Source organism: Pseudomonas amygdali, assembly GCF_002699855.1.
Classification (GTDB): domain Bacteria; phylum Pseudomonadota; class Gammaproteobacteria; order Pseudomonadales; family Pseudomonadaceae; genus Aquipseudomonas; species Aquipseudomonas amygdali.
The window spans coordinates 1-15527 of sequence record NZ_LKBW01000286.1 but is presented as its reverse complement, the minus strand read 5'-3'; the positions used below and the strand labels follow the sequence as shown (position 1 = coordinate 15527).

Genomic DNA, 15527 nt, shown 5'->3' with positions numbered 1-15527 from the left:
AAGCAGGCCGCTCATCGGCTCTGAAATTCACATCAGAACCTCAGGCAACGTCGAGTGAAACGTTTCGCATAGCGCGTCGAACGCTTCGCGAGCCTGAGGCGCGACAAACACAGATTCGAGCATAAGTACCTGATAGACGCCACGTCGAATCGCCGATTCGTTCAACTCTGTAGCGTTTTCCCGGTTGGTGCACAGAAAACGCACCCACGACGTCAGAACGATCCAGGTGTTGAGACTGGTCCACTCGATCTGCGATTCATCCATTTTCAGGATGCCAGCCTTGATAAACCCCCGATAGATAGTCATCGCCTGCATCAGGCAGCGATACGAAAAGCGCCGGTAACGCCTCGCCAGCTCTGCATCCGACGTCAGTAGATGCTCAAGGTCGCGGTACAGAAAACGGTAGCGCCACATGGCGTCCATTATCGCCAGAAAATAATCGCGCTTGTCTTCGATGGTCGGCGGGCGGTCGGCAGGCAGGGTCAGAAAACTGCCCACCAGCGTTTCATACTCGGTGAACAACTCGGCGATGATCACCTGCTTGTTGGCGAAGTGGTAATAGAGATTGCCGGGCGAGATTTCCATGTGCGCAGCAATATGATTGGTGGTCACGCTTCGTTCGCCCTGCTGATTGAACAGCTCCAGACTGGTTTGCACGATGCGTTCACGGGTTTTGGTACGGGTTGCCATGCGGACAAGGCCACTCTAAGTGCTAATCAGATGATGGCAATCTTAACGCAGGCAGATGCCGCAATGGTGGCAGAATCGAAGCAGCACCAGTGAAGAGTCGACGCAGGCAAGCTGAACACAAGGTGTCTTAGCCAATTGCTGCGCGTCGAGCATCATCCGCACCACAGTAAATAGCCCCAAAATCGGGGGTTTGGGCTGAAACATGGCCGATAATCGGCGCAATACGACACTTGGCGCTTATTACGCAGCTTGGCCCATCGGGAGGGCTGCGATACCATCCGAGTCCCACAACGGACTCCGACCAGGACGACGCGATGAACCGAGTGTTGTACCCAGGCACCTTCGACCCGATTACCAAGGGCCATGGAGATTTGGTCGAGCGCGCCTCGCGCCTGTTCGACCACGTGGTCATTGCGGTTGCCGCCAGCCCGAAGAAAAACCCGCTGTTTCCTCTGGAACAACGCGTCGAACTGGCCCGCGAAGTCACCAAACACCTGCCCAACGTGGAAGTCGTCGGCTTCTCGACGCTGCTCGCGCATTTTGCCAAGGAACAGAATGCCAACGTCTTTCTGCGCGGCCTTCGCGCGGTATCAGACTTCGAGTACGAGTTTCAGCTGGCCAACATGAACCGTCAGTTGGCACCGGACGTCGAAAGCCTGTTCCTCACGCCCTCAGAGCGCTACTCATTCATTTCCTCGACGTTGGTGCGTGAAATCGCGGCATTGGGCGGTGATATCACCAAATTCGTTCATCCTGCCGTCGCTCAGGCGCTGACCGAACGCTTCAAGCGCTAGACGCACCGCATGTGAAGGTGCATCCCGAAGCCTAATGCGGCACAATTCGCCGCATTGGTTTTAATGTGCCCCGGCGTCGGCTGCGGCAGGAGCAATTCATGTCCCTTATCATCACTGACGATTGCATCAACTGCGACGTCTGCGAACCCGAGTGCCCAAACGAGGCGATTTCACAAGGCGAGGAGATCTACGTGATCAACCCGAACCTGTGCACCGAATGTGTGGGTCACTACGACGAGCCTCAATGCCAGCAGGTTTGCCCGGTCGACTGCATCCCCCTGGATGAAAATCACGTCGAGAGCAAAGAGCAGCTGATGGACAAGTACCGAATCATCACCAGCAAGGTCTGATACAGCCTTTACTGCTGCTTGCCGTACCCGTCACCGGTGCAACCCAGGCAACGCACAAAGGCTGCCTTGCCCGGATCGACCACCAGCGCCTTGCCCGTTGCGCCGAGGTTGCCGCCTGCCGCTGCAAAAGGCGCTGCAATCACGAACAGCCCTGTACCGATGACCGTGGCTGCTATCAACAGCGGTCGGGCAATCAGCAGATCGCCGATCATCGCGAACGCTGGCGGGTTTTGAATGGTGTAGACCGGATCGCCGCTGCCGGTGGAGACATCGGCGGCAATCGCAGGCAGCGCCTGCAGGCCGATAAACAGCGCCAGCGTGGCAGCAAGAATACGAAACGGTCTCATGGCTTGGTCCTTCAGGCGTAGCAAATAATTAAGGTGCCATCACTATAAACAGGGGTGCAGCTTAAGCAAGTGGCCTGACGCTCTGCGCCTCTGGTATTTCAGCGCTGGCATTTTGGACAGTAAACACTGGCGCGCTGCCCCAACTTGATTTCACGCAGCGTTGTACCGCAGACCTTGCATGGCTGGCCGCCACGCCCGTAGACAAACAATTCCTGCTGGAAATACCCCGGCTTGCCGTCGCCGCCGATGAAGTCACGCAGGGTGGTACCGCCGCGCTCTATAGCGTAGGTCAGAATGCGCTTGATCTCGATGGCAAGCTTGAGATAACGAGCCCGTGAGACGCCTCCGGCTTCGCGTCGCGGGTCGATGCCCGCCGCGAACAGTGCTTCGGTCGCGTAAATATTGCCCACCCCGACCACCACGGCGTTGTCCATGACAAACGGTTTGACCGCAATCGACTTGCCGCGAGAGCGCTTGTAAAGGCGCTCACCGTCGAACAGATCAGTCAGCGGCTCAGGCCCCAGACGAATCAACAACTCGTGGTTATGCGGATCAAGGCTCCAGAGCATCGCCCCGAATCGACGCGGGTCGGTATAGCGCAAGGCCGGCCCGGACTCCAGTTCGATATCGACATGCTCGTGCTTGAGCGCCGGAAGCCCGGCCTCGACGAGGCGCAGATTGCCCGACATGCCCAAGTGGCTGATCAGCGTACCCACTTCGGCCTGAATCAGCAGGTACTTGGCGCGCCGGTCCACCTGCACAATGCGCTGTCCGGAGAGTCGGATGTCCAAATCTTCGGGAATGGGCCAGCGCAAACGGCTGTCGCGCACGATAACGCGGCTGACACGCTGACCTTCAAGATGGGGCGCAATGCCGCGACGGGTGGTTTCTACTTCGGGTAATTCAGGCATGGATAACTCGGTTTTACAGGGATGACAAGCCAGCGCACAGACTCAACGTGCGCCCAGCTCGCGGATGCTTTCCCTCAGGTATTCAAAGTCATATTCGGACAAGCCCACGTAGTCCAGCACCAGCGCACCAATGCATTCCCATTCGTGATCTTCGTCCTGATTGCCCAGTACCTGGTAGGACTGGCAGATGTGCTCAGCCATTTTCAGGGGTGCCAAGAGGTTCTTGAGCGGGGCATTGCGACTGGTATCGTCCTGAAAAATCGCCAATGCGTTGTGATGATTGGCGATCGCGTCAGTCACGTGCGCAGGCAAGCGCCATGACTTGGCCGTGTAATAGCCGACCACCGAGTGGTTGGTGTCGAACGCGGCGTTTTCAGTATCGACGATGCGACAATCAGGCCCTGCGTTGGCGTAGGCTTCTTCAAGGACCGGCATGTAATTCGGGAAACGCTTGAGCATCAGCGGAATACCGCAGTCATGGAACAGGCCCAATGCGTAGGATTCATCCACAGTCTGCGAGCCGATGCGCTTGGCCAGGGTCAGACTGGTCATTGCGACATCCTGCGCGGTATCCCAGAAGCGGTTGAGCGCGACGATGGTCTCATCGGTCATCTCGCCCCTGATCGACTGCGCGTTGATCAGATTGATCACGGTACGGCTGCCCAGCAGATTCACAGCCTTGTCAATCGAGGCAATCTTGTTGGACAGGCCATAGTGCGCAGAGTTGACGATCTTCAGCAGCGCCCCGGACAACCCCGGATCTTGCGCAATCAACCGCGCAATTACCCCAAGGTCCGGATCGGGCATGTATTGCTCCATCTGCAGATCCACCATGATCTGCGGCTGCGGGGGCACACTGATACCCTGCAACGCTTGCTGGATCTGTTCTGGGCTTAGCTCTTCGGACATAGGAATTTACTCACCGTAATGACTGGATTCTGACCCCTTGCGGGGAAACGGTCCATCACCCAAGACGAAGATATTCTCGGAACTTTGCCACATGCCAGGCTTCGGACCTTGTGTTGACGGCGTATATGGCGGCCTCAAAACGACCGCCAGACGCCACCCTGAAAGCCCGACACTGGAGGATCCCATGTCTAAAGCACTGACTGGCAAACGCATCGCAATTCTTGTAACCGACGGTTTCGAGCAGGTCGAACTGACCGGCCCGAAAGAAGCGCTGGAGCAAGCAGGTGCCACCGTGGAAATCCTGTCCACCGAAGAGGGCCAGGTCAAAGGCTGGAATCACGACAAACCTGCCGATGATTTCAAGATCGACCGCACGTTCAAGGCGGCCAACGCCAGCGACTACCATGGCGTGGTTCTGCCAGGCGGCGTACAGAACTCCGACACCATCTGCATAGACACTGACGCCCAGAAGCTCGTCAAGGACATTGAGGGTTCCGGCAAACCAGTGGCGGTTATCTGTCACGGCGGCTGGCTGTTGATATCGGCAGGCCTGGTGAAGGGTAAAACCCTGACCAGCTTCAAGACGCTGAAGGATGACCTGGTCAACGCCGGGGCTAAATGGGTTGATCAGGAAGTTGTCACCGACGGCACGCTGATCAGCAGCCGCCAGCCTGATGACATCCCGGCCTTCAACAGCAAGTTGATTGAAGCGCTGTCGGCTTGATCGGTTGCGATTATTGTAGTCATCCCGGCGCACTACCGGGATGACGCGCTATAATCCCGCTCTTTTTTCAGGAGCGACGTCATGTCCCTGCCTAGCTTGCGCCTCAAAGCCAACGCCGACCGCCGCCTGCGCGCCGGTCACTTGTGGGTCTACAGCAACGAAATCGACGTAGCCGCCACCCCGCTGCATGGTTTTGCAGCCGGTGATCAGGCCATCCTCGAAGCTGCTGGCGGCAAGCCGCTGGGCATCGTCGCCATGAGCCCCAACAACCTGATCTGCGCACGTTTGCTGTCGCGCGATATCAAGCTGCCGCTCGATAAGTCTTTGCTGGTCCACCGCCTGAACGTGGCGCTGTCGCTGCGCGAGCGTCTGTTCGACAAGCCTTTCTACCGTCTGGTCTACGGCGATTCAGACCTGATGCCGGGTCTGGTGGTGGACCGGTTCGGTGACATCCTGGTTGTCCAGCTGGCCTCGGCCACCATGGAAAACCACAAGGAAGACATCATTGCCGCGCTGGTTCAGGTCATCAAGCCAAGCGGCATCCTGTTCAAGAACGACTCAGCCGCTCGCGATGCGGAAGGTCTGAATCGTTACGTCGAAACCGTGTTCGGCCTGGTTCCCGAATGGGTTGCGCTGGAAGAAAACGGCGTGAAGTTCGAAGCACCGGTGATGGCCGGGCAGAAGACCGGCTGGTTCTACGACCACCGTATGAACCGCGCGCGCATTGCCCCCTACGTCAAAGGCAAGCGTGTACTGGACCTGTACAGCTACATTGGTGGCTGGGGAATTCAGGCAGCGGCTTTTGGTGCCAGTGACGTGACCTGCGTCGACGCATCGTCCTTCGCCCTTGATGGCGTTGAGCGCAACGCAGCCCTGAATGACTTCGCAGAAAAAATGACTTGCATCGAAGGCGATGTTTTCGAGGCGCTGAAAGAGCTGAAAGCCGGTGAGGAGCGTTTCGATGTGATCGTTGCCGATCCACCTGCGTTCATCAAACGCAAGAAAGACATGAAAAACGGCGAAGGCGCTTACCGCCGCCTGAACGAGCAAGCCATGCGCCTGCTCAGCAAGGACGGCATTCTGGTCAGCGCTTCCTGCTCCATGCACCTGCCGGAAGACGACCTGCAAAACATCCTCCTGACCAGCGCCCGCCATCTGGACCGCAATATCCAGCTACTGGAACGCGGCGGCCAGGGCCCGGACCATCCGGTGCACCCGGCAATTGCCGAGACACGCTACATCAAGAGCATTACTTGCCGGTTGCTGCCTAATAGCTGATGCCTCCAGCATCGGAATGCAGTTCAGGACGCTCTGCCTTGCAAGAGGGCGCAGAGCGTCCGGAACGGCATGCGACGCGGAGCGTCGCACGATAGTTGAGGTTATCGTTCAGCCACGCTCCAACGCCGTCCGTAAACCCAGCAATACCAGAAAGTGCAGCGGGTAAATCGCATAGGCCCAGCGCCGCATCGGGATCACTGCGAACTTCGGTCTGGTGCGCAGTAGCGCTATGCCCAGCGCAGGTGCCACCAGGCAGGCGGCTATCGAGCCAATGGAAATCGGGTCGCCCCAGCTCGCGCCGGCAATCATCTGCGGCCAGGCATTGGCTGCGAGACAGAAAACTGCCGGAAACACCGAATACCAAAGGCGCTTTTGCAGCACCAACAGAAAAACCAGCGGCAGCAGCACGCCAGCAAAACCAAACATCAATTGTTGCTGAAAAACCGCCCCAAACAGCAGGGCCACGATGGCCATGATCCGCGTCGTCACGTTGCGATGCTGCCAGCCTTGAGCAATCAGCAGCCCCAGTAACAGGGTCGGCATCACGTTCAGCACGGTCACGTCCGCCATGAACAGCCGATACGGGATTTCTGCTAGCGCTGCGAATGCCAGCAGCCAGCCCAGATAGCGCCATTGCACCCGCGGGGCCAGAATGGCTGCGCTGCGCCGGGAAAGGTTTACGGCAATTGCCAGACAGAACCAAGGAAAGGCGAAACGCCCCGGTACGTAAAGAAAATCAACTGACCAGCCCACATAGCGAAGATGATCGCGCACCATGCTCAGCATCGCCAGCCACTTGAGCAGGTCCAGCGCCTTGTTGCGTCCGGGCAGAAAAGGCGGGTTGGACAGATCCATATCGCTCCTGAATGGGGAATTGCGTCATGCAGTCAACACATGACCGAACCTTATATTGTCGCTACAGTGCGCACCATAATCGCCCATAAGGAATCGGCCATGACAGACCAAAGCCAACAGTTCGCCAGCGACAACTATTCCGGTATCTGCCCTGAAGCCTGGGCAGCCATGGAGCAGGCGAACAAGGGGCATCAACGTGCCTATGGTGACGATCAATGGACTGCACGCGCATCAGATGATTTCCGCCGTCTGTTCGAAACCGACTGCGAAGTGTTTTTTGCCTTCAACGGCACAGCGGCCAACTCGCTGGCGCTGTCATCGCTGTGCCAGAGTTACCACAGTGTCATCTGTTCGGAAACGGCTCACGTTGAAACCGATGAATGCGGCGCGCCGGAGTTTTTCTCCAACGGCTCCAAACTGCTGACAGCACGAAGCGCAGGCGGCAAGCTGACCCCGGAGTCGATTCGCGAAGTGGCGCTCAAGCGTCAGGATATTCACTACCCCAAACCGCGCGTCGTGACGCTGACCCAGGCCACCGAGGTAGGCGGCGTTTATCAGCCCGAAGAACTCAAGGCAATCAGTGCGACCTGCAAGGAGCTGGGCCTGCATCTGCACATGGACGGTGCCCGCTTCTCCAATGCCTGCGCCTTTCTGGAGGCCTCACCGGCAGAACTGACCTGGAAATCCGGCGTCGATGTGCTGTGCTTCGGCGGTACCAAAAACGGCATGGCGGTGGGTGAAGCCATCCTGTTTTTCAACCATGACCTGGCTGAAGATTTCGATTACCGCTGCAAACAGGCCGGGCAGCTTGCGTCGAAAATGCGCTTTCTGTCTGCTCCGTGGGTCGGGCTGCTGGAAAACGACGCTTGGCTCAAACACGCACGCCACGCCAACCATTGCGCACAACTGCTGGCCGAACTGGTCAAGGATATTCCCGGCGTGGAGCTGATGTTTCCGGTACAGGCCAATGGTGTGTTCCTGCAATTGTCGCAACCGGCCATTGCAGCATTGACGGCCAGGGGCTGGCGTTTCTATACCTTCATCGGCAACGGCGGCGCACGCTTCATGTTCTCGTGGGACACCGAAGAAGAGCGCGTGCGTGAACTGGCCGCCGATATCAAGCTGGTGATGCAGGGCTGAAGCGTCTGGCTCGAAGCTTGCAGGTGCAGCCTGGCAATCGTGGTGGGGGCAATCTCCCCCTCAACGGCAATCGGCCCAAAAGGCCGCCCGGACTTCACTGACCACCCTCAAGAAGGAGCTTGTCTGCATGTTCGATTTCTCCGCCCGGCTCAAGCAGCATTTCGCTGCTCTGCAGAGTGAAGCGCAATTTTTTTCCGTACGTTACGTGCACCGCACCGGCCAACGCCTGTGCGTGCGCAAGAATGTGGCCGAGCCGCCGTCGCTGAGCAGCGACGAGGGCGCAATGCTGACCGTGCGCCTGAACGGTGTTGAAGCCTACGCCGCCACTAACGACATTTCCCTTCGGGGTTTGCAAGCCGCCTTGCAGCAGGCCGAAGCGCTGGCACGTCGCTTGGCACCGCATGCGTTACTGAACCTGAGCGATCAAGCTGTCTCGACTGCCAAGGCTGACTATCTGTCGCCGCACATGGATCAAGCCTTCCCGCCACTGAGCGACTGCATCGGCCTGCTGATGGCCGAGTCCAGCGCCGTCCCGAAAGACGAACGGCTGGTCAACTGGCAGGCCGTACTGGGGCTGGAAACGGTTGAGCAGATTTACCTGAACACTGCGGGCGCAGAGCTTCGTCAGGCGCAACGCTTCATTTTCCCCGGCATGAGCGTGACAGCCTACGACGGTCGTGACAGCCAGACCCGCACGCTGGGTGGCCATAACTTCGGCCAGCAGGGCGGCATCGAAGTGCTGAGCAGTTGCGGCCTGATCGGCTCTGCGGCCAACGTCGCCGATGAGGCCTTGCAGCTTATCCTCGCACCCAACACACCGTCAGGCCCACGCGACCTGCTGCTGATGCCGGATCAGATGGTTCTGCAGATTCACGAGTCCATCGGCCATCCTCTGGAACTGGACCGGATTCTTGGCGACGAGCGTAATTACGCAGGCACCAGCTTCGTCAAGACGACTGATTTCGGCACGTTGCAATATGGCTCCAGCCTGTTGAACGTGACGTTCGACCCGGACATTCCTGAACAGCTGGCAAGCTATGCGCACGACGACGATGGCACGGCCGCCAGCAAACAGTTCCTGATTCGTGACGGCCTGTTGCAACGCCCGCTCGGCGGCGCACTGTCGCAATACCGCAGCGGCCTGGACGGGGTCGCCAACAGCCGCGCCTGCGGCTGGAACCGTGCGCCCATCGATCGCATGGCCAACCTGAACATCGAACCGGGCGACCAGTCACTGGACGGCCTGATCGGTAACATCGAGCACGGCATCCTGATGTCGAGCAATCGCTCATGGTCCATCGACGACGCGCGCAACAAGTTCCAGTTCGGCTGTGAATGGGGCCAATTGATTGAAAACGGTGAACTCAATGGCGTGGTGAAGAACCCCAACTATCGGGCGATTTCTGCTCAATTCTGGAAAAACCTCAGCGCAGTCGGTGACGCCAGTACCTTCAAAGTGCTGGGCACGCCCAACTGCGGCAAGGGCGAACCCAATCAGGTGATCCGTGTAGGCCATGCCTCTCCGGCGTGTGTTTTTGCCAATGTCGATGTGTTTGGAGGGGATGCCTGATGTCGCACCAACAGCAATTCGAGGCGCTGGTCGCCGTGCTCAAGGCTGCCATCAGCCCGACGGAACACTTCACCCTGGCCTACGACGCCGAAGCGTCCGATTTCATTCGTTTCAACCACGGCCAGGTTCGGCAGGCCGGGAGCGTGCAGCAGGTCATTGCGACCTTCAAACTGATCGACGACGGGCGTCATGCCAACCTGGAAGTGACCTTGTCCGGGGATCAGGAGACCGATACTCGGCGGCTTTCCAACGCCTTGCAGCAATTGCGCGAAACCCTGCCTTCGCTGGCGAAAGACCCGTATCTGTTGCCTAACACGCAGGCCTGGCAGAGCAGCAATGTGCAGGACTTACCGCTGCCGGACAGCGCGCAGGTAGTCGAGCAGATCAGCCAACTGTCAGGCGACCTCGATCTGGTGGGTTTTTACGCAGCTGGCCCGCTGTATCGGGGTTTCGCCAGTTCGTGGGGCGCGCTGGGCTGGCATCAGGCCAACAGCTTCAATTTCGACTGGAGCCTGTTTCATGAAAACGGCCAGGCGGTGAAAGCCAATTACGCAGGTCACGACTGGAACAACGAAGCGTTCGTGCAACGCTTTCAGCAGGCCCGTGAGCAGCTCGAATTTCTCGGCCGCCCACTGCACACCCTCAAGCCCGGTCAATACCGTGCCTATCTGGCTCCAGCGGCGCTGGACGAAGTCATTGGCATGCTCAGCTGGGGCGGTTTTTCCGCGCAAGCGGTGGCCAGCAAGCGCAGCTCGTTGCAAAGGCTGTATGACGGCGAGACTCATTTCAGCCCGCTGATCAGCTTCGACGAGCAAGTCAGTGGCTCGCTCTCGCCAGCCTTCTCACGCGAAGGCTACCCACGCAAGGATCTGAAGCTGATCGTCAACGGGCAGGCCCGCGAGCGACTGGTGGACTCGAGCAGCGCCGCTGAGTACGACCTGCCTGCCAACGGCGCGGATTATGGCGAAGGTCCAAGCGCGTTGAGCATTGCCGGTGGCTCGCTGGAGCTGGACCAGATCCTTGAAAAGCTCGGCACAGGCCTTTACATCAGCAACCTGTGGTACCTGAACTTTTCGGATCGCGCTGCCGCACGTCTGACCGGGATGACACGTTTCGCAACATTCTGGGTCGAAGACGGCAAGATCGTCGCACCGGTCAGCACCATGCGTTTCGATGACAGCGCCTACAGCCTGTTGGGTAGCGCACTGGAGGACCTGACTCGCGAGCGGGAACTGATTCTTCAATCGAGTACCTACACTCAGCGCCAGACGGGGTCGATTCAACTGCCCGGCGCTCTGATAAGCCGACTCACCCTAACCTTATAGCAGGAGCTTATGTCGAACTCAGCAGCGCCAATCATGGATGAAAAGACCCTGCGCTGGATGCCCTGGGTCATCGCCATTGCGTTCTTCATGCAAAGCCTGGACGGCACGATCCTCAACACCGCCCTGCCGTCCATGGCCAGCTCGCTGGCGCAAGACCCCCTGCGCATGCAGTCGGTGGTTATCGCCTACATGCTGACCATCGCACTGCTGATCCCGGCCTCGGGCTGGATTGCCGACCGGTTCGGGATCAAGCGCATCTTCTTCAGCGCCATTTTGCTGTTCAGCTTCGGCTCGTTGCTGTGTGCGCTTTCCTGGTCACTCAACGTGCTGGTGGCGGCGCGGGTGATTCAGGGGCTGGGTGGCGCGCTGATGCTGCCCATTGGACGCCTGATCGTCTTGCGTGCGTATCCGCGGTCGGAGCTGGTACGGATCATGGGCTTTATCACCGTACCCGGTCTTCTGGGACCGTTGCTGGGGCCAACGCTTGGCGGCTGGATGGTCGAGTACCTGAGCTGGCACTGGATTTTCCTGCTCAATATTCCGGTAGGGATTCTCGGCTGCTATGCCGTCAAACACTTCATCCCCGACCTTCCCGGAGGCGGTCGAACGCGTTTTGACGGCATCGGCTTTATCCTGTTTGGCGCGGCAATGGTGCTGATCACCATTGCCCTCGAGGGGCTGGGCGAGCTGAACCTGCCACATATGCGCGTGGTGCTTCTGCTGTTTGCCGGGATGGGCTGCCTGGCGGCCTACTGGCTGCGCGCCGGGCACATCGAATCGCCGTTGTTCGCCCCTTCGCTGTTTCGCACCCGGACATTTGCCGTCGGTATTCTGGGCAATCTGTTCGCCCGTTTGGGCAGCGGAGCCTTGCCGTTCCTGATCCCGCTGCTGCTGCAAGTGGCGCTGGGGTATTCGCCCTCCGAGGCGGGCATGAGCATGTTGCCGCTGGCAGCTGCAGGAATGTTCGCCAAGACGGTAGCGCGCTGGCTGATCGAGCATATGGGCTATCGCCTCATTCTGACCGGTAACACATTGCTGCTGGGCATCCTGCTGGCAAGCCTGGCACTGGTCGATGTGCAGACGCCGTACTGGGTTTTGCTGGTGCATCTGGGCCTGCTCGGTGCGGTCAACTCCTTGCAGTTCACCGCGATGAATACCGTCACCCTGATCGATCTGGACGATGCCAGCGCGGCAAGCGGCAACAGCCTGCTCTCGGTGGTGGCCCAACTCTCGCTGAGCCTTGGGGTCGCAAGCGCTGCAGCCTTGTTGGGCGGTTTCAGCGAAGAAGTGGCCACCGGCGAGCTGAGCAGCGTGCTGGAGGCTTTCCAGCTGACGTTCCTGAGCGTCGGAGTTCTGGCCATGTTTGCCGCCGGGATTTTCCTGCAATTACCAGCGAAGGAGGCCAGGGTAGCGACGACTTGATTGACAACCCTTCCGGACAGGAGCAAACCTGTATGGCGAAATCCCCTTTAAAACAGGGACTTTGCCCGAAAAACGAGCAGTTTCAAGTATCCGACCAGATACATTGAAGAACCTGGGCAATCGGCCGACACTTTTATAGCACTAAGCCACTGTGGTCTCTTGTAAGCACGAGCCGCATCATGCAACCTTGCCATACGCGAAAGTGGGGTTTACGCCCGTCGCGACTAGTATTCCGGAAGCGAGTTTGTTCATGAAAAGCCAAACCGATGCTGCCGGTAGATCCGCAGCCGAGGTAGTGACGCAATTGCCAGTGCCTTCGCGCCTGGGCATGCTGCGTTTCGAGCGGCTGAATGAAGCCAATTGGGCGCTATTGTTTCTCGATCCGAATTGCGAAAAGCAGTTCGGCCTGCCCGCCGTCGACCTTTGCGCCTTGATTGGATCCCCTTATGCCAGCCTCATGGAGCCGCAAGCACGCTATCAACTGCATGACGACATCCAGCAGCAACTGGCTTCTTCTCCGAATTACCTGATTCGCTACACCCTGCACAGCCCCAAGGGCGCGCTTGGCTTGCTGGAAATCGGCGAAGCCTACAAGCAGCACAATCGTCATCTGCTGCGTGGTTATTTTCTGATCGTCGATGGCCTTGTCACAGAAAGCGAGACCGCCACTGACTCCGATCTCGAAACCCGTAACCTGCGCCTGCAGATTGCCCTTGAACTCAACCAGCGCGCCCAGCGTGACCAGTTTGCCCATCTGGAACGCGTGCGTGCCCAGCAGGACCTGATCCTGCGCCTGACCCGGCATCGTTACACCACAGCCAATACCCTGCTGGAAGCGGCAAAGCTGATCACCAAGAGTGCCTGCGACATTTATGACGTCGATCATGTCAGTATCTGGAACCTCATCGACAAGCGTCTGGAACCGATCACCGACTATCGTCGGGAAAGCGGCGACTATCAGTCGCGTACGCCGATTGATATCAGCGCCTACCCCACCTATCTCCAAGCGCTCAATACCAGCAGGGCGATTGACGCCAGCAATATCCAGACCGACCCGCGCACCCGCGAAATGGCCGAAAGCCTGAACCCTGGAGAAGACAAGGCGGTCCTCGATGCGAGTATTCGTATCGATGGCCAGGTCATTGGCGTGCTCTGCCTGGAACAGTCCGGCTCGACACGCGAGTGGCAGTCCGACGAAATCGCCTTCGCCGGGGAGCTGGCCGACCAGTTCGCTCAGGTCATCAACAACCATAACCGTCGAGCCGCGACCAATGCGCTGCACCTGTTCCAGCGTGCGGTCGAACAGAGCGCCAACGCCTTTCTGCTGGTCAACTGCAACGGCGTGGTCGAATACGTCAACCCAAGCTTCACGGCGATCACGCAGTACAGTTCCGATGAAGTCTCCGGGCACAAGCTCTCTGAACTGCCTGCGCTGGAAAACCTCAACCAGTTGCTGCTGGAAGCCAACTCCAGCCTGACCAACAGCAACAGCTGGCAGGGCGAGTTCAAAAGTCGACGCAAGAACCTCGAACCCTACTGGGGCCAGCTGTCGATTTCCAAGGTGTATGGCGATAATCGCGAGCTGACGCACTACATCGGCATCTATGAAGACATCACTCAGAGCAAGCTGGCCCAGCAGCGTATCGAGCGCCTGGCCTACACTGACAACCTGACCAATCTGGGCAACCGTCCGGCCTTCATCCGCAAGCTGGACGAACGCTTTGGCCGTGACACCGACACGCCGATGAGCCTGTTGCTGGTCGACATCGACAACTTCAAGCGCATCAACGACAGTCTTGGCCACCAGACCGGCGACAAACTGCTGATCAGTCTGGCGCGCCGTCTGCGTAACACCTTGAGCCCGTCCGACGTGCTGGCGCGCTTTGCCAGTAACGAATTCGCCGTTCTGCTCGACAACACGGATCAGGAAGCCGGACAGGCCACCGCCAGTCAGGTACTGGCCACGCTGGACAAGCCGATGTTCGTCGATAATCAGCTGATCAGCGTTACCGGCTCGGTGGGCCTTGCTTGCGCGCCGCTGCACGGCCGTGACCCGCAGACCTTAATGAAAAACGCCGGCCTGGCCCTGCATAAGGCCAAAGCCAACGGCAAGCACCAGGTTCAGGTGTTTACCGAAGCCTTGAATGCCGAGGCCAGCTACAAGCTGTTTGTGGAAAACAACCTGCGCCGCGCCCTGACCCAGAACGAGCTGGAGGTGTTCTACCAGCCCAAGCTGTGCCTGCTGACCGGTCGTTTACTGGGCATGGAAGCGCTGCTGCGCTGGAATCATCCTGAAAAAGGTATGATCCGCCCCGATCAGTTCATCAGCGTGGCGGAAGAAACCGGCCTGATCATCCCCATCGGCAAATGGGTCGCTCGCCAGTCCTGCCGCATGAGCAAGGACCTCACCGCCGCTGGTTTCGGTAATTTGCAGGTAGCGATCAACGTGTCACCCAAGCAGTTTTCCGACCCCGAGCTGGTGTCATCGATTGCCGCTATCCTCAGAGAAGAAGAGCTGGATCCTTCGCTGCTGGAACTGGAACTGACCGAAGGCCTGCTGCTGGAAGCCACCGAAGACACGCGCCAGCAGCTGGACTCGCTGAAGAAGCTTGGCCTGTCGTTGGCCATGGATGACTTCGGCACCGGTTACTCGTCATTCAGCTACCTGAAGAAATTCCCCATTGATGTGATCAAAATCGATCGCAGCTTCATCCGCGATATTCCGGATGATGAAGACGACATGGAAATCACCTCTGCGGTCATCGCGATGGCCCACAACCTCAAGCTCAAAGTGGTCGCCGAAGGCATTGAAACCGCTGCACAGTTGACGTTCCTGCGCCGTCATCGTTGCGATGTGGGCCAGGGCTATCTGTTCGACAAGCCTATCCCCGGCGAAGAGCTGATCGAGAAACTGAAGCGCTACCCGCGTCGTCCGTCCGCCTGACAACCTTCCCTGCACCCTGCTCTCTCGGGCACACTGTTAGGCTGTTATTACACGGCAGCACTTGTTTGTGCGTGTAACGGGACCTATGTAACTCTGCTCATCTGTCCTGGCCCCTGCTGCCTGTCTCTAAACGAGAGGATATGGTTCATGACTCTGCGCTCGGAAATTCTAGGGTTTGTCTGAAAAGTCGCCTTGGTTAAAATGATGTCCTCTGGTTGCCAAGAGGGCCATCATGACTGACCGTTATGAAATTTCATCTGATCGTTGG

At 58.5% G+C, this 15527-nt stretch carries 14 protein-coding genes; 9 read left to right on the top strand and 5 right to left on the bottom strand.

The annotated features are described in order from the left end of the window. Positions 1-27: 27 nt before the first annotated feature. Entirely contained in the window at positions 28-690 is a 663-nt protein-coding gene (locus AO277_RS21205) for a TetR/AcrR family transcriptional regulator (RefSeq protein ID WP_002555638.1), read from the bottom strand. Between the two features lie 314 nt (positions 691-1004). Here AO277_RS21205 and coaD point away from each other — a divergent pair, with 314 nt between their 5' ends. Continuing rightward, positions 1005-1484, top strand: a complete 480-nt coding sequence (gene coaD / locus AO277_RS21200; RefSeq protein WP_002555639.1) for a pantetheine-phosphate adenylyltransferase — start codon at positions 1005-1007, stop codon at positions 1482-1484. A 98-nt stretch (positions 1485-1582) separates the two neighbouring features. Then, a complete protein-coding gene (locus AO277_RS21195; protein ID WP_002555640.1) occupies positions 1583-1834 on the top strand; it encodes a YfhL family 4Fe-4S dicluster ferredoxin in 252 nt (83 codons plus the stop codon). An 8-nt stretch (positions 1835-1842) separates the two neighbouring features. On the opposite strand, the gene AO277_RS21190 is transcribed toward AO277_RS21195, so the two are convergent. From AO277_RS21190 to AO277_RS21180, 3 genes are all read right to left on the bottom strand, one after another. Next, complete coding sequence (locus AO277_RS21190; RefSeq protein WP_002555641.1) at positions 1843-2181, bottom strand: hypothetical protein; 339 nt, start codon at positions 2179-2181, stop codon at positions 1843-1845. Between the two features lie 98 nt (positions 2182-2279). Then, on the bottom strand, positions 2280-3092 hold the full coding sequence (mutM, locus tag AO277_RS21185) for a bifunctional DNA-formamidopyrimidine glycosylase/DNA-(apurinic or apyrimidinic site) lyase (protein ID WP_044318754.1): 813 nt from the start codon (positions 3090-3092) through the stop codon (positions 2280-2282). Between the two features lie 42 nt (positions 3093-3134). Further along, the gene (locus AO277_RS21180) at positions 3135-3947 is read right to left on the bottom strand and encodes an HDOD domain-containing protein (protein ID WP_172680529.1); all 813 of its coding nucleotides are present in this window, start codon (positions 3945-3947) and stop codon (positions 3135-3137) included. A 238-nt stretch (positions 3948-4185) separates the two neighbouring features. On the opposite strand from AO277_RS21180, the gene AO277_RS21175 reads away from it, so the two are divergent. Further along, complete coding sequence (locus AO277_RS21175) at positions 4186-4725, top strand: type 1 glutamine amidotransferase domain-containing protein (protein WP_044318752.1); 540 nt, start codon at positions 4186-4188, stop codon at positions 4723-4725. A gap of 81 nt (positions 4726-4806) precedes the next feature. Beyond that, positions 4807-6003 carry a class I SAM-dependent rRNA methyltransferase gene (locus AO277_RS21170; protein WP_044318751.1) on the top strand — a complete coding sequence of 399 codons (1197 nt, stop codon included), beginning with the start codon at positions 4807-4809 and terminating at the stop codon, positions 6001-6003. A gap of 108 nt (positions 6004-6111) precedes the next feature. On the opposite strand, the gene AO277_RS21165 is transcribed toward AO277_RS21170, so the two are convergent. Beyond that, a complete protein-coding gene (locus tag AO277_RS21165) occupies positions 6112-6858 on the bottom strand; it encodes a TraX family protein (RefSeq protein ID WP_044318750.1) in 747 nt (248 codons plus the stop codon). Between the two features lie 99 nt (positions 6859-6957). On the opposite strand from AO277_RS21165, the gene AO277_RS21160 reads away from it, so the two are divergent. The 5 genes from AO277_RS21160 to AO277_RS21140 all read left to right on the top strand — a co-directional run bounded on the left by AO277_RS21160 (position 6958) and on the right by AO277_RS21140 (position 15259). Further along, positions 6958-7998, top strand: a complete 1041-nt coding sequence (locus AO277_RS21160; RefSeq protein WP_044318749.1) for a threonine aldolase family protein — start codon at positions 6958-6960, stop codon at positions 7996-7998. Positions 7999-8125: 127 nt separating this feature from the next. Beyond that, positions 8126-9568 (top strand): TldD/PmbA family protein, encoded by a 1443-nt coding sequence (locus tag AO277_RS21155; protein ID WP_044318748.1) that lies wholly within the window; start codon positions 8126-8128, stop codon positions 9566-9568. Next, on the top strand, positions 9568-10893 hold the full coding sequence (locus AO277_RS21150) for a TldD/PmbA family protein (RefSeq protein WP_044318747.1): 1326 nt from the start codon (positions 9568-9570) through the stop codon (positions 10891-10893). The genes AO277_RS21155 and AO277_RS21150 overlap by 1 nt, the downstream gene beginning before the upstream one ends. Positions 10894-10902: 9 nt before the next feature. Continuing rightward, on the top strand, positions 10903-12315 hold the full coding sequence (mdtD, locus tag AO277_RS21145) for a multidrug transporter subunit MdtD (RefSeq protein WP_044318746.1): 1413 nt from the start codon (positions 10903-10905) through the stop codon (positions 12313-12315). A gap of 250 nt (positions 12316-12565) precedes the next feature. Next, positions 12566-15259 (top strand): sensor domain-containing phosphodiesterase, encoded by a 2694-nt coding sequence (locus AO277_RS21140; RefSeq protein WP_044318745.1) that lies wholly within the window; start codon positions 12566-12568, stop codon positions 15257-15259. Positions 15260-15527 lie beyond the last annotated feature (268 nt).

Bases quoted from the DNA above. Each gene is read 5' to 3' on its own strand.
- AO277_RS21190 (WP_002555641.1), bottom strand. From the start codon at position 2,181: ATGAGACCGTTTCGTATTCTTGCTGCCACGCTGGCGCTGTTTATCGGC.
- AO277_RS21205 (WP_002555638.1), bottom strand. From the start codon at position 690: ATGGCAACCCGTACCAAAACCCGTGAACGCATCGTGCAAACCAGTCTG.
- mdtD (WP_044318746.1), top strand. From the start codon at position 10,903: ATGTCGAACTCAGCAGCGCCAATCATGGATGAAAAGACCCTGCGCTGG.
- AO277_RS21155 (WP_044318748.1), top strand. From the start codon at position 8,126: ATGTTCGATTTCTCCGCCCGGCTCAAGCAGCATTTCGCTGCTCTGCAG.
- AO277_RS21175 (WP_044318752.1), top strand. From the start codon at position 4,186: ATGTCTAAAGCACTGACTGGCAAACGCATCGCAATTCTTGTAACCGAC.
- AO277_RS21195 (WP_002555640.1), top strand. From the start codon at position 1,583: ATGTCCCTTATCATCACTGACGATTGCATCAACTGCGACGTCTGCGAA.
- mutM (WP_044318754.1), bottom strand. From the start codon at position 3,092: ATGCCTGAATTACCCGAAGTAGAAACCACCCGTCGCGGCATTGCGCCC.
- AO277_RS21165 (WP_044318750.1), bottom strand. From the start codon at position 6,858: ATGGATCTGTCCAACCCGCCTTTTCTGCCCGGACGCAACAAGGCGCTG.
- AO277_RS21160 (WP_044318749.1), top strand. From the start codon at position 6,958: ATGACAGACCAAAGCCAACAGTTCGCCAGCGACAACTATTCCGGTATC.
- AO277_RS21170 (WP_044318751.1), top strand. From the start codon at position 4,807: ATGTCCCTGCCTAGCTTGCGCCTCAAAGCCAACGCCGACCGCCGCCTG.
- AO277_RS21140 (WP_044318745.1), top strand. From the start codon at position 12,566: ATGAAAAGCCAAACCGATGCTGCCGGTAGATCCGCAGCCGAGGTAGTG.
- coaD (WP_002555639.1), top strand. From the start codon at position 1,005: ATGAACCGAGTGTTGTACCCAGGCACCTTCGACCCGATTACCAAGGGC.
- AO277_RS21150 (WP_044318747.1), top strand. From the start codon at position 9,568: ATGTCGCACCAACAGCAATTCGAGGCGCTGGTCGCCGTGCTCAAGGCT.